This is a genomic window from Klebsiella quasivariicola (genome assembly GCF_002269255.1).
Classification (GTDB): Bacteria; Pseudomonadota; Gammaproteobacteria; order Enterobacterales; family Enterobacteriaceae; genus Klebsiella; species Klebsiella quasivariicola.
Map to the genome: position 1 here is coordinate 1692753 of NZ_CP022823.1, position 13527 is coordinate 1706279.

The 13527-nt window shown below is 58.7% G+C and carries 11 protein-coding genes and 1 tRNA gene; 6 read left to right on the forward strand and 6 right to left on the reverse strand.

The genetic code is table 11. The features are described 5' to 3' along the window. Positions 1–11 precede the first annotated feature (11 nt). From apbE to mgtE, 5 genes are all read left to right on the forward strand, one after another. On the forward strand, positions 12–1064 hold the full coding sequence (apbE, locus tag B8P98_RS08615) for an FAD:protein FMN transferase ApbE (RefSeq protein WP_080896924.1): 1053 nt from the start codon (positions 12–14) through the stop codon (positions 1062–1064). A gap of 73 nt (positions 1065–1137) precedes the next feature. Then, positions 1138–2202, forward strand: coding sequence for a bifunctional DNA-binding transcriptional regulator/O6-methylguanine-DNA methyltransferase Ada (ada, locus tag B8P98_RS08620; RefSeq protein WP_025711613.1), 1065 nt, complete (start codon positions 1138–1140; stop codon positions 2200–2202). Beyond that, entirely contained in the window at positions 2202–2855 is a 654-nt protein-coding gene (gene alkB, locus B8P98_RS08625; RefSeq protein ID WP_025711614.1) for a DNA oxidative demethylase AlkB, read from the forward strand. Before ada ends, alkB begins: the two co-directional genes overlap by 1 nt. A gap of 74 nt (positions 2856–2929) precedes the next feature. Further along, positions 2930–4573 (forward strand): multidrug ABC transporter permease/ATP-binding protein, encoded by a 1644-nt coding sequence (locus B8P98_RS08630; protein WP_095032879.1) that lies wholly within the window; start codon positions 2930–2932, stop codon positions 4571–4573. A gap of 150 nt (positions 4574–4723) precedes the next feature. Beyond that, positions 4724–6160 carry a magnesium transporter gene (gene mgtE / locus B8P98_RS08635; protein ID WP_025711616.1) on the forward strand — a complete coding sequence of 479 codons (1437 nt, stop codon included), beginning with the start codon at positions 4724–4726 and terminating at the stop codon, positions 6158–6160. Here the strand turns inward: mgtE and B8P98_RS08640 are convergent. Further along, on the reverse strand, positions 6123–7361 hold the full coding sequence (locus B8P98_RS08640; RefSeq protein WP_025711618.1) for a SulP family inorganic anion transporter: 1239 nt from the start codon (positions 7359–7361) through the stop codon (positions 6123–6125). The genes mgtE and B8P98_RS08640 overlap by 38 nt on opposite strands. 280 nt (positions 7362–7641) lie before the next feature. Between B8P98_RS08640 and mqo the strand changes: the two genes are divergently transcribed. Continuing rightward, positions 7642–9276 carry a malate dehydrogenase (quinone) gene (gene mqo / locus B8P98_RS08645; protein ID WP_025711619.1) on the forward strand — a complete coding sequence of 545 codons (1635 nt, stop codon included), beginning with the start codon at positions 7642–7644 and terminating at the stop codon, positions 9274–9276. 53 nt (positions 9277–9329) lie between these two features. Here mqo and eco read toward each other — a convergent pair whose 3' ends face one another. From eco to B8P98_RS08670, 5 genes are all read right to left on the reverse strand, one after another. Next, positions 9330–9821, reverse strand: a complete 492-nt coding sequence (gene eco, locus B8P98_RS08650) for a serine protease inhibitor ecotin (protein WP_080896926.1) — start codon at positions 9819–9821, stop codon at positions 9330–9332. Positions 9822–9970: 149 nt separating this feature from the next. Continuing rightward, positions 9971–11080, reverse strand: coding sequence for an AI-2E family transporter (locus B8P98_RS08655; protein ID WP_080896927.1), 1110 nt, complete (start codon positions 11078–11080; stop codon positions 9971–9973). A gap of 193 nt (positions 11081–11273) precedes the next feature. Beyond that, positions 11274–11350 (reverse strand) — tRNA-Pro (locus tag B8P98_RS08660). A 76-nt stretch (positions 11351–11426) separates the two neighbouring features. Beyond that, on the reverse strand, positions 11427–13187 hold the full coding sequence (yejM, locus tag B8P98_RS08665) for an LPS biosynthesis-modulating metalloenzyme YejM (RefSeq protein WP_080896928.1): 1761 nt from the start codon (positions 13185–13187) through the stop codon (positions 11427–11429). An 18-nt stretch (positions 13188–13205) separates the two neighbouring features. After that, a complete protein-coding gene (locus tag B8P98_RS08670; protein WP_004195346.1) occupies positions 13206–13433 on the reverse strand; it encodes a YejL family protein in 228 nt (75 codons plus the stop codon). Positions 13434–13527 lie beyond the last annotated feature (94 nt).

Below are 13527 nucleotides of genomic sequence, written 5' to 3' on the forward strand. Positions count from 1 at the left end.
AGCCTCGATTAATGGATATGACTTTCTTTCGCGCCGCGCTGCTGGGCGCCTGCGTTTTGCTTTCTGGCTGCGATTCAGCTACCCCCCCTGCAACCCCGACCTCGACGGCCACTGTGCTGGATGGCAAAACGATGGGCACCTTCTGGCGGGTCAGCGTGATTGGCGTTGATGAAGCAAAAGCCCAGGCATTGCGCACCAGGGTTCAGGCCCAGCTGGATGCCGACGATCGCCTGCTGTCGACCTGGAAAAACGACTCGGCGCTGATGCGTTTCAACCACGCGGCGGATACCCGTCCCTGGCCGGTGAGCGAAGCGATGGCGGATATCGTCACCCTGTCGCTGCGGATTGGCGCCAAAACGCACGGCGCGATGGATATCACCGTGGGGCCGCTGGTCAATCTGTGGGGCTTTGGCCCGGATAAGCAGCCGGTCACCACCCCCGACGCGCAGGCGATTGCCGCAGCGAAAGCACGCACCGGCCTGCAGCATCTGCAGGTTATCAATCAGAGCGGCAGGCAGTTCCTGCAAAAAGATATTCCCGATCTGTTTGTCGATCTCTCCACCGTGGGGGAAGGCTATGCCGCCGATCACCTTGCGCGATTGATGGAGCAGGAGGGGATCTCCCGCTATCTGGTGTCGGTGGGCGGGGCGCTGGTCAGCCGCGGGATGAACGGCGAAGGCAAGCCCTGGCGGGTGGCAATCCAGAAGCCGACCGACCGGGAAAATGCCGTCCAGGCGATTGTCGACATCAATGGCCACGGCATCAGCACCTCCGGCAGCTATCGCAACTATTATGAACTCGATGGCAAACGCATCTCCCACGTTATCGATCCGCAGACCGGGCAGCCGATAACCCATAAACTGGTCTCTGTCACCGTCATTGCGCCAACGGCGCTGGAGGCGGATGGTTGGGATACCGGACTGATGGTGCTGGGGCCGGAAAAAGCGCAGCAGGTGGTGCGCGAGCAGGGGCTGGCGGTCTATATGATCGTTAAAGAGGGTAAGGGGTTTAAAACCTGGATGTCGCCGCAGTTCCGCACTTTCCTCGTCGGCGAGAAAAATTAAAAAGCAAGATTGCGGTTTTTTTGCCGCGGGCTTCGCCGCAGACTGAGGATACACTTACAGCTGGAGACCCGTCATGAAACCGATAGTTATCGATACCGATGACCGCCGCTGGCAGGCGGTCTGCGAACGTGATACCCGGGCCGACGGTCAGTTTGTCTTTGCGGTACTGACTACCGGCATCTGCTGCCGCCCTTCCTGTCGCTCGCGGCGCGCGCGGCGGGAAAACGTGCGCTTTTTTGCCGACGTTGCCTCCGCCGTGGCGGCGGGGTTCCGCCCCTGCAAACGCTGCCAGCCGGATAAAGACGATCCGCAGCAGCAAAGGGTCGACAAAGTGGCGCAGGCCTGCCGGTTACTGGAGCAGGACGCCCCCCTGACCCTTGAGGCGCTGGCCCACCAGCTGGCGGTGAGTCCGTTTCATTTCCACCGTTTGTTTAAATCCGTCACCGGTATGACCCCCAAAGGCTGGCAGCAGGCGTGGCGGGCGCGGCGTCTGCGGGAAGCGCTGGAGCAGGGAAGTACGGTGACCCGCGCCGCGCTGGCCGCTGGTTTTCCCGACAGCAGTAGCTATTATCGCCAGGCCGATGCCGCATTAGGGATGACCGCCAGCCAGTTCCGCCGCGGCGGCGCCACTACCGTGGTGACCTGGACGACGGGCGACTGCACGCTGGGTCGCTGCCTGGTGGCGCACAGCGAACGCGGCGTCTGTGCGGTGCTGCCGGGTGATAACGATGCGGTATTGCTCGACGACCTGCGCCGGCGCTTCCCTAATGCCGAGCTGCGTGAAGGTGACCCTGAGTTTCGCCGCCAGATGGCCGAGATTTTCGCCCACCTTGACGACAGCCGACGGCCGGTATCGCTGCCGCTGGATCTGCAGGGCACCGCATTTCAGCTGCAGGTCTGGCAGGCGCTGCGACAGATCCCGGTGGGCGAGACCCGCAGCTACCGCCAGGTAGCGGAACAGATGGGGCAGCCGCGGGCGGTAAGAGCGGTGGCCGGCGCCTGCGCGGCGAATACGCTGGCGGTGATCGTTCCCTGTCACCGGGTGGTGCGTGAAGATGGCGCCCTGTCAGGTTATCGTTGGGGAATAGAGCGAAAAGCGCAGCTACTGGCGCGCGAGGCCCAACATGAGGAGGAGTAATGCTCGATCTGTTTAGCGATACCCCACCGTGGCAGGAGCCGCTGGCCCCCGGCGCGGTGGTGCTCCGGTGCTTTGCCCGCGAGCGCGCCCCGGCGCTGCTGCAGGCGATTGCCGACGTCGCCCGTCAGTCGCCGTTTCGCCAGATGGTGACGCCTGGCGGGTACACCATGTCGGTCGCTATGACCAACTGCGGCCCTCTGGGCTGGACCACCGATCGTCACGGCTATCTGTACGCGCCCGTCGATCCGCTAACCGACAATCCCTGGCCGTCGATGCCTGCCGTATTCCGTGAACTGGCGCTTGAGGCCGCCGCGGCCGGCGGCTATCCGGGCTTTTCCCCCGATGCCTGTCTGATTAACCACTATCAGCCGGGCGCCAAACTGTCGTTGCATCAGGATAAGGACGAACAGGATCTGCGGGCGCCGATCGTCTCGGTCTCGTTAGGTCTGCCCGCTGTCTTTCAGTTTGGTGGTCTGCAGCGAAGCGACCCGCTGCAGCGGCTGCTGCTGGAGCATGGCGATGTGGTGGTTTGGGGCGGGGCATCGCGTCTGTTTTATCATGGTATTCAGCCGCTGAAAGCGGGGCATCATCCGGAAACGGGCGACTGTCGTTACAACCTTACCTTTCGTCTGGCGGGGCGTTCCCGCGATTAAAATAAGAATTATTCTTGATGTCACCGTCGAGCCGTTTAAACTGCTCGCTGTTTTGCTTTTGCGGATAGCCTGTTATGGAACTTCTCTCTCTCGTCTGGCGCCAGTATCGCTGGCCGTTTCTGGGCGTTATTGCTCTCAGCCTGCTCAGCGCTGCGTTGGGTATCGGCTTAATCGCTTTCATTAACCTGCGGCTGATCACGACTGTCGATATGTCGCTGCGGGTCCTGCCGGAGTTTCTTGGTCTGCTGGGGCTGCTGATGGCGGTGACCCTGGGCTCGCAGCTGGCGCTGACCACCCTCGGCCACCATTTTGTCTATCGTCTGCGCGGTGAGTTTGTTAAACGCATTCTCGATACCCAGATTGAACAAGTAGAGAAGATCGGCAGTGCGTCGCTGCTTGCCGGGCTGACCAGCGATATCCGCAATATCACCATCGCCTTTGTGCGCCTGCCGGAGCTGGTGCAGGGGATCATTCTCACCTTCGGCTCCGCGGCCTACCTCGCCTGGCTGTCAGGTAAAATGATGCTGGTGACTGCCCTGTGGATGGCGCTCACCATCTGGGGCGGTTTTGTGCTGGTGTCGCGGGTGTACAAACATATGGCCAGCCTGCGCGAAACGGAAGATAAACTGTATCACGACTATCAGACGGTGCTGGAGGGGCGTAAAGAGCTGACCCTCAACCGCGAGCGTGCGGAATATGTCTTTAATCAGCTCTACCTCCCGGACGCCCGGGAGTATCGGCACCATATTGTTCGCGCCGATACCTTCCATCTCAGCGCGGTTAACTGGTCGAATATTATGATGCTTGGCGCCATCGGGCTGGTGTTTTGGATGGCCAACAGCCTCGGCTGGGCTGATACCGCGGTGGCGGCAACCTATTCCCTGACGCTGTTGTTTCTGCGTACGCCACTGCTGTCCGCTGTCGGTGCGCTGCCCACCTTGCTCAGCGCTCAGGTGGCATTTAACAAGCTGCGCCAGTTCTCGCTTGCCCCCTACCAGGCCGACTTTCCCCGGCCGCAGGCGCATCCTGACTGGCAGACGCTGGAGCTGCGCGATGTCACCTTCCATTATCCGGACCAGCGCTTTGCCGTAGGGCCGCTTAATCTGACGCTAAAGCACGGCGAACTGGTGTTTCTGATTGGCGGCAACGGTAGCGGTAAGTCAACGCTGGCGATGCTCCTGACCGGCCTGTATCAGCCGGTTTCCGGACAGATCCTGGTGGATGGCCAGCCGCTGGCAGCGGAGAAACCGGAGGAGTACCGCAAACTGTTCTCCGCGGTGTTTACCGACGTCTGGCTGTTCGACCGCCTGCTCGGGCCGCAGGGCGAGGAGGCCGATTCGGCGCTGGTGGCAACATGGCTGGATCGTTTGCAAATGACTCACAAGCTGCAGCTGGAGAACGGAAAAATCGCCGACCTGCGGTTGTCGAAAGGGCAGAAGAAGCGTGTGGCGCTCCTGCTGGCGCTGGCCGAGTCCCGGGATATCATTCTGCTGGATGAATGGGCGGCGGATCAGGATCCGCATTTCCGCCGCGAGTTCTATCAGGTCCTGCTGCCGCTGATGAAGCAGATGGGGAAAACCGTCTTCGCCATCAGCCATGACGATCACTATTTCCAGCACGCCGATCGTCTGCTGGAAATGCGTGCCGGCCAGCTCGCCGAACTTACCGGTGAAGAGCGGGAACAGGCTTCCCGCGATGCGGTGGCCCGCACGGCCTGACACTCGCCGCGCGCCCGGGGAAAAGCCCGGGCGCCGCTGAAATTTTCAGCGTCTACATCGCTGACGGTTATTATTTCCCCCTCCTCGCGCTATGCTTAAGGCTTCCGGCCCGCAGGCCGGCTCACTATTCTCAAAAGGATTGCCCGATCGATGTCCGTTTTGCATAAAAAAAGCGCCCGCTTGCGTGACGAAGAGCGCGCCCGTCTGATTTGGCTCTTGAGCACCGATAAAGCGGTGACCTCCGCGCTGCTGGGCAAACTGACGCTGGCCGAACGTTACGATGAAGGGACGCTGGCCGATGACCTGGCGGAAGTCGAGATGCTGGTCTCGCATTTGCCGCCGCCGGATCTCGCCGATGCGCTGGAAGCGCTCCCCTATGACGCCCGCACCGCGCTGTGGTGCCTGGTATCCGACGATAAACGCGGCGAGGTGCTGCTGGAAGCCTCAGAAAATGTCTGGGGCGATCTCATCGATAAAATGAGCGACCACGAGCTGCTGCAGGCCATGCAGCCGCTGGATATCGATGAACAGGTTTATCTGCTGCAGCATCTGCCGCGCAACCTGACCGGGCGGCTGCTGGCGACCCTGCCAGCCGAGAAGCGCGCCCGTATTCGCCAGATCATGCGCTACGCCGACAACAGCGTCGGGTCGATCATGGAGTTTGAGGTGATTACGGTGCGGCCGGAGGCTACCCTGGCGGCGGTGCAGCGCTATCTGCGGCGGCTGGGGAAAATGCCGGAGAACACCGATAAGCTGTTCGTCACTACCCGCAATAAGCTGCTGCTCGGCGAGCTGGAACTGCAGACCATCCTGCTCAATGATGCGCAAAAGCGGGTGGGGGAGGTGATGGAGGGCGATCCGGTCACCTTTCAGCCGCACGAAGAGGCGGAGAAGGTGGCCCGTACCTTTGAACGTGATGACTTACTCAGTGCCGCCGTTATTGATGCTGACGGCAAGCTGATTGGGCGTCTGACCATCGATGAGATCGTCGATGTGGTCTATGAAGAGACCGATAACGATCTGCGCCGGATGGGCGGCCTGAGCGATGAAGAAGATGTCTTCGCCCCGGTCAGCAAAGCGGTGAAAACCCGCTGGGCGTGGCTGGCGGTCAACCTGTGTACGGCGTTTATCGCTTCCAGGGTCATCGACGGCTTTGAACACACCATCTCGCAGTTAGTGGCCCTGGCCTCGCTGATGCCGATCGTTGCCGGCATCGGCGGCAATACCGGCAATCAGACGATCACCATGATCGTCCGGGCGATGGCGCTGCAGCAGATCCAGCCCGGCAGCTTTACCTTCCTGATCCTGCGTGAAATGGGGGTCGCCCTGATTAACGGCCTGGTGTGGGGCGGGATTATGGGCGCCATCACCTGGTGGCTGTATGACGATCCGCAGCTCGGCGGGGTGATGACGCTGGCCATGATGCTCAACCTGTTAATGGCGGCGATGATGGGCGTGATCATTCCGATGGTCATGGTGAAGCTGGGTCGCGACCCGGCGGTCGGCTCCAGCGTAATGATCACCGCCATTACCGACACCGGCGGCTTCTTTATTTTCCTTGGTCTGGCGACGCTGTTTCTGATGTAGCCGGCGCTGTCGCCCGCAGGCGGCGGGGGATGAGCGCCATGGCGACAATCCCCGCCAGCACGCCGATCGCCAGATTGCTGGTTCCCACCGTCGCGGCGACGGTCACCAGCATCACCAGCGTTTCCGGCCACGGATTACGCGCCAGTTCGCTCGGGCGAATACTGTGCCAGCTAAAGGTTTTCACCGCCACAATCACCATTACGCCTGCCAGCACCGCCATCGGGATCTTTGCCATCACCGGGCTGAGCGCCGTCACCAGCAGGAGCAGCACCAGACCGGCGATAACCGTTGAGAGGCGGCTGCGGGCCTGGCCCATTTCCACGTTAACAATGGTCTGGCCGATCATCGCGCAGCCAGCAATACCGCCATAGCAACCGGCAAGGATATTGGCGATACCCAGCCCGGCGCTTTCCCGCGATTTGTTCGACGGGGTGTGGGTGAGATCATCCACCAGCTTAGCCGTCAGCAGGGACTCCATCAGACCGACAAAGGCGATGCTGAGGGCGCACGGCCAGATAATCTGCAGCGTGGTCAGGTTCAGGGGAACGGTCAGGGCGGTAAACCCCGGCAAGCCGCCGCTCATCGAACCTTCATCACCCACGGTCGGCAGCAGCTGGCCGGTGGTCGCGGTATAGAGGGTGAGGGCGACGATGGCAATCAGCGGCGCCGGGATAGCCTTAATAAAGCGCGGCGCCCACAGGACGATAAGCAGGGTCAGGACAAACAGACCGACGATTAACGGTTGTCGAGTCCAGAAATGCGGCACCTGGGCGAAGAAAATCAGGATCCCGAGGGCATTGACGAACCCGGTCATCACCGCCGGGGGAATAAAGCGCATCAGGCGCGCCATGCCGCACAGGCCAAACAAAATTTGAATAATACCCGCCAGAATGACAGCCGGTAAAATGTACCCCACGCCGTGTTGATGCACCATCGGACCGATCACCAGCGCTACCGAGCCCGCGGCGGCGGTGACCATTGCCGGGCGTCCGCCGAGGACTGACATCGCCAGGCAGAGTACAACGGAAGCAATCAGGCTCACCTGCGGGTCTACGCCAGCAATGACCGAAAACGAAATCACTTCAGGGATTAAAGCGAGCGCAGTGAGCACCCCGGCCAGGACTTCGCGCGTCAGTAGCGACGGAGAACGCAGGATCGGACGCAGGTTGCCGGACGCGGCGGGTTCAGAAATAGGGGGCATAAAAAAAGTTCGCAGCTTATAAAAAAGGAGGCGCGGTGGCAGGTTCGGCTTCCGTGCGGTCTGTCACAAAACCAGGGATGATAGCGCGGAATCCGCCAGGGTACCAGTACAAAAAGTGATTTGGTGTATACATTTATTAAACATTTTTATAACGGATCTCAAAACAGAACTTAAAATTTAAACAATATTTAAATTTTTGAGCTTCGGTGGTAACGTGAGAGGTGAGAATCGTATCACCTGCGCTAAATAAAAACAGCGAGTAAAGTAAGGCTCAAATCCGATGAATAAAAAGATGGCCGTACCACGCTCACAGGCGGTTGGTCCCAACAGCACTCGGACCGACACCCGCCATGAGCAAGAGACGGATGTATTGTTGATTGGCGGCGGCATTATGAGCGCCACACTGGGAACCTGGCTGCAGGAGCTTGAGCCAGACTGGTCTATTACCATGGTTGAGCAGATGTCCAGCGTGGCAGAAGAGAGCTCAAACGGGTGGAACAATGCGGGTACCGGCCACGCGGCGCTGATGGAGCTGAACTATACGCCGCAGACCGCCAACGGCATCAATATCGACAAAGCGGTCGACATCAACGAAGCCTTCCACATCTCGCGTCAGTTCTGGGCGCATCAGGTGACACGCGGCATCCTGAACAAACCAAAATCTTTTATTAACAGCGTGCCACACATGAGCTTTGTGTGGGGCGAAGATAACGTCAATTTCCTGCGTGCGCGCTATGCGGCGCTACAGCAGAGCGAGTTGTTCCGCGGTATTCGCTATTCTGAAGACCATCAGCAGATCAAAGCCTGGGCGCCGCTGGTGATGGAAGGCCGCGACCCGCTGCAAAAGGTGGCTGCCACTCGCACTGAAGTCGGGACTGACGTCAACTATGGCGAAATCACCCGCCAGCTGATCGCCGGCCTGCAAACGCATGATAATTTCTCCCTGCAGCTGGGCACCGTGGTGCGTCGCTTCAAGCGTAACGCCGACAAGAGCTGGACGGTCACTCTGGCGGATGCTGACAACCGTCGTCAAAAGCGAGTCATTAAAGCGAAATTTATCTTTATCGGCGCCGGCGGCGCGGCGCTGACGCTGCTGCAAGAGACCGGCATTCCACAGGCCAAAGAGTATGCGGGCTTCCCGGTCGGCGGCCAGTTCCTGGTTTGTGAAAATCCGGAGGTGGTGAACCACCATCTGGCGAAGGTTTACGGCCAGGCCGAAGTGGGGGCGCCACCGATGTCGGTGCCGCACATCGATACCCGTATTATCGACGGTAAACGCGTGGTGCTGTTCGGGCCATTCGCCACCTTCTCGACCCGCTTCCTGAAGAACGGTTCATTGTGGGACCTGCTGGCCTCGACGAATACCTCGAATATTCTGCCGATGCTCAACGTCGGCCTGGATAACTTCGATCTGGTGAAATACCTGATTAGTCAGGTGATGCAGAAAGATAAAGATCGTCTGGCCGCGCTATGTGAATACTATCCGGAAGCACGGAAAGAAGACTGGCGGTTGTGGCAGGCCGGTCAGCGCGTGCAGATCATCAAGCGCGATGCGAAGAAAGGTGGGGTACTACGTCTGGGCACGGAAGTGGTCAGCGATGACGAAGGCACTGTCGCCGCGCTGTTGGGCGCGTCGCCTGGCGCCTCCACCGCGGCGCCTATCATGCTGCAGCTGATGGAGAAAGTGTTCAAAGACAAAGTCAACTCGCCGGAATGGCAGGCCAAGCTGAAGGCGATTATTCCGACTTACGGTATCCGCCTTGATGGCAACCCGGTGGAGATCGAGAAAGCGCTGGCGTGGACCAGTGAAGTGCTGGAGCTGAAATATGAGCCAGCCGGGGCGATGGATGAGGCCCCGCAGGCGGAGCTTAAGCCGCTGAGCGGCGGCAAGCCGATGGCGGATATCGCGCTCTGACAAAAACGGCAGCCTGCGGGCTGCCGTTTTTTATTGTCGGTTGATGGTTTGCCTTAGCGGACGACGGCGTTACCGATAATCTCGTCGGCGCGCCAGATGCGATATTTCACATCGACATTGGTCGGCGTGTATACCACGATCGGCAGTTTGCTGTTGTAACGCAGCATGGCGTCATCCCCGAGGCCGGCAGTGACAAATTTCTTCTCTTTTTTGCCGTCCGGGCAGGCCATCATGGTGGAGACCGGGCCGCTCAGCTTCTCAAAGACATAGTAGTCATAGCCCCAGCCTTCCAGGGTTTTACTTTCCAGTTCCCCGCCGAGACGATGATGGTTGCAGTCGACTTCCAGCGTCTGGCCGATCATCAGCTCAACCTTGAGCGCCGACTCATCCTGCTGCTGCGGCAACTGAATAACCTGACGCTTCATGCCTTTTTCCGCTTTCGGGAACGGCGCGACTTTTTCCAGCGGCTGGTCTGCGGCCAGAGCGCCGGCAGACATGCAGGCGGCGGTCAGCAGAGAAACGGCTAGCGTAGTGATTTTTTTCACGGTTGATCATCCTTTATTTTCGTTCCTGACTGATACAGCCTATCATTGCTTTGCTGAATGTTAAGTTTTATTTACTAATTTTTTCAAAATGAATAGTGTTATGTACTGGCCAAACCTGGCGCCGCGGTAGCGCTGGCGGACCAGGGAAGCTATTCATTACGGCTATTTTTTGCTTCCTCAATAAACTCTTCGTCAATTTCATCCGTGTTGCCGGCGTGTTCCCGTCCCGACAGCAGGTTCCAGCAGGCGATAAACAAGGCGGCGATCAGCGGGCCGATCACAAAACCGTTGATACCGTAGATTTCCATGCCGCCGAGAGTGGCGATCAGGATCAGGTAGTCCGGCATCTTGGTATCCTTGCCCACCAGCAGCGGACGCAGAATGTTGTCCACCAGGCCAATCACAATCACAAAGAAGCCAACGATAAAGGCCCCCTGCCACAGCTGCCCGGTGGCGAAGAGATAAATCGCCGCCGGTACCCAGATAATGGCCGAGCCTACCGCCGGGATAAGCGACAGGAAGGCCATCAGCGCCCCCCAGAGAATGCTGCCGTCCAGACCGGCAACCCAAAAGGCAAAGCCGCCCAGTGCCCCCTGCGCCAGCGCCACGGCGACGGTGCCTTTCACCGTCGCGCGAGCCACCGCGGCGAATTTTGCGAACAGGTGCTGCTTCACATAGCTCGATAGCGGCAGAGACTCAAGGATCAACAGCACCAGGTAAGGTCCATCCTTCAGCAGGAAAAACAGCAGGTACAGCATAATGCCGAAGCTGACGGTGAAGCCAAAGGTCCCTTTACCAATCATAAAGGCGCTGCCCGCCAGGTATTGACCCCCTTTCAAAGCGGCATCGGAGAGGTGCTGCTGGATCTGCTGTGCGCTATCGAGGTTATGCTCGGCCAGGAAGCTTCTGGCCCAGCCTGGGAGGTGGGCGAACAGGCTGGCGACCACCGTCGGGAACTGGGTGTCGTTATGCTGCAGTTTGCTGTATACCAGATTCAGCTCGTAGGCCAGTGACGACAGAATAATCGCCAGTGGTGTAAACACGATAAGACAGATAATGACGACGGTCATCAGGGCCGCGAGGCCATTGCGTTCGCCGAGGCGGGTACGGATCTTGTTTTTGACCGGATTAAAAATCACCGCGAGGATTGCAGCCCAGAGGATGGCGGAATAATAGGGTGAGAGAACATCGAAAAAGGCCAGGGTCACAATAAAGACGATAAGGATGAAAAATCCTTTTGTAAGTCCATTAACTCTCATGTTATCCGCTCCTGCTTATGAGTCATACATTCGAATAATAGATGCTACGACGTAATTTACCATCAGGATAGTCGCACTCTTAACGATTAACGATGTGACGCAGAAAGGGGGAACCTCAGCGGGCGGGGGGACGGCAAACGTCAAAAACAGGCATAAAAAAACCAGCCATTAAGGCTGGTTTCTGTGGAGTTTTTGGTCGGCACGAGAGGATTTGAACCTCCGACCCCCGACACCCCATGACGGTGCGCTACCAGGCTGCGCTACGTGCCGACGCGTGGGGAACAATATTACCCGTTCCCCAGGCGAATGCAAGCGGGGGGCGCGCGATTGATTCATAATTAATCAATCAGTTAGCGATAAAGCGTTTTTCATCGGTCAGGACCTGCAGCAACAGGCTGAGCTGCGGTTTCTGATCTTTGATTTTCTCACCGTCGCGGCTCCAGGTGGTGTAGGTGCCGTTATGGTTGAGGACCACGGTAATGGTCGGGGTGGTGATGGCCAGCGTATCGCCGTTGGCCGCGGTGACCCAGTTCCGACGTCGCGCGGCGCTGAACAGATCTTCACCCTGCGAGTACTCATTGGCCGGCGTCGAAACGTGAAGCAGACGCTGCATCAGCGTGGTCATCACATCTTTGTTATCGGTCAGGGTGGCAATTTCCTGCGCCGGCGTGCCCGGCCAGTGAATCACCAGCGGCACCTGCAGCTGCTCGCGCGACCAGTCAAAGCGATCGCTTTTCGCATTCAGCGCCTTGCCGTGGCCGCCGGTGATGATCACCACCGTATTATCGAGCTTGCCGGCTTCACGCAGCGCGGTCAGCACACGATCGATCTGGGCGTCGACGTCACCTGCCGCCTTGCTGTAACGGCGGACAAAGCCCTGCTGCTGGCTGTCATCGAGGGTGGTGCCGTTGAGCGAGATCCACGAGAACCAGCGATTCTCATCCTGCGCGTAACGGTCCAGCCAGCCGATCCATTGATTGGCCGTCTGCTCGTCGCTCTGGGTCTTCGCGCTCGGCAGCGAGAAGTCGGAGAGCAGCGCCTGGCGATACAGCGGGCTGCTAAAACCATCGGAGGAGAACAGGCCCAACTGGTAGCCCTGCTGATTCAACGCTGTGATCAGCGCGGCGGGAATACGCGCCGACAGCACGCCGTCCATATAGCTTGGCGAAATACCGTAGAACAGGCCAAACAGGCCGCTGTCGGCGGTATTACCCGAGCTCATGTGCTGGGTAAAATTAACGTTTTCTTTGGCAAACGCCGCCACCGCCGGCATGGTCTTTTCAAACCGTGAATAGTTCAGGTTGTCGACGGTGATCAGCAGCACGTTGTAGCCCGCGCCAAGATCGCGGTAGCGCAGGTTGCTGAGCGGATACTGAACCGATACCGCCTCCGGCGCCCCTTGCTCCACCAGACGACGCTGATAATCCTGGGCGTCGAGCAGGCCATGTTTCTCAAGGAAACGGCGGGCGGTCATTGGATAAGAGAGCGGCAGGTTGGCCCGCTGCATGGTGATCGGGCGATAGAAATTCGCATCCGCCCAGATATAGACCAGATGGCTGCTAATAAAGGATAGAAAGAAGAACCAGGCGACCGGACGGGCATAGTGGCGGCGGCGCGTCAGGCTGCGCAGTTTTTGCCAGCTCCAGGTGGCGAAGAGCATCTCAATCAAAAAGATGACCGGGACGCTGATAAACATCAGCTGCCAGTCGCGCGCCATCTCATTCTGGTCAGGGTTGATGACCAGCTCCCAGACGACCGGGTTTAAATGAAGATGGAAGCGGGTAAAAACCTCGCTGTCTATCAGCAGCAGCGTCATCCCGGCGGTGGCAAGGATCACCGACAGGAAGCGCATCAGGCGCTGCGAGACCACGATAAAGGTCAACGGAAAGAGGATTAGCACATAGCTGGTAAACACCAGAAAGCTGAAATGCCCGACGAGACTGACGTACGAAAAAAGTCGTCCGGCAAGCGTCGTCGGCCAGTCGGCGACAAAAAGATAGCGGCTGCCGAGCACCATGGCCAACAACATGTTGAACAGGGCGAACCAGTGCCCCCAGCTAACCATCTGGGAGACTTTTTCTCGGTAGGGCTGACGTAGAGTCACCATATACTGTTGCTGTTATCCTTAATGCGCTGGATCGTCGTTAATCGAAGATTGCAAAGCCTGCGCGAAAGAACGGGCGATGGCCTGACGCTGCGCCGGCGCGACGCTACTGTTGATCAGGTTGGTCACCATATTGCCTAACACCATCAGTGAAAGGTCAACCGGGGCTTTGTGTGATTCCAGGACGTTCGTCAGCTCGCTGAGCAACTGTTCGACCTGTTGATCGCTATAGCGGGAAATTTGCGGCATAAACTCAAAATCTGTTTGTTCGTGAAAGGGCAACATATTACCGTAGCAGCAGCTTTTTTTCCGCATTTTTTCGCCGCGGCGCAAAAGCGTACCG

Excerpts from the sequence above, each read along its gene's own strand:
- apbE (WP_080896924.1), top strand. The coding sequence starts at position 12 with ATGGATATGACTTTCTTTCGCGCCGCGCTGCTGGGCGCCTGCGTTTTG.
- ada (WP_025711613.1), top strand. The coding sequence starts at position 1,138 with ATGAAACCGATAGTTATCGATACCGATGACCGCCGCTGGCAGGCGGTC.
- alkB (WP_025711614.1), top strand. The coding sequence starts at position 2,202 with ATGCTCGATCTGTTTAGCGATACCCCACCGTGGCAGGAGCCGCTGGCC.
- B8P98_RS08630 (WP_095032879.1), top strand. The coding sequence starts at position 2,930 with ATGGAACTTCTCTCTCTCGTCTGGCGCCAGTATCGCTGGCCGTTTCTG.
- mgtE (WP_025711616.1), top strand. The coding sequence starts at position 4,724 with ATGTCCGTTTTGCATAAAAAAAGCGCCCGCTTGCGTGACGAAGAGCGC.
- B8P98_RS08640 (WP_025711618.1), bottom strand. The coding sequence starts at position 7,361 with ATGCCCCCTATTTCTGAACCCGCCGCGTCCGGCAACCTGCGTCCGATC.
- mqo (WP_025711619.1), top strand. The coding sequence starts at position 7,642 with ATGAATAAAAAGATGGCCGTACCACGCTCACAGGCGGTTGGTCCCAAC.
- B8P98_RS08655 (WP_080896927.1), bottom strand. The coding sequence starts at position 11,080 with ATGAGAGTTAATGGACTTACAAAAGGATTTTTCATCCTTATCGTCTTT.
- yejM (WP_080896928.1), bottom strand. The coding sequence starts at position 13,187 with ATGGTGACTCTACGTCAGCCCTACCGAGAAAAAGTCTCCCAGATGGTT.
- B8P98_RS08670 (WP_004195346.1), bottom strand. The coding sequence starts at position 13,433 with ATGCCGCAAATTTCCCGCTATAGCGATCAACAGGTCGAACAGTTGCTC.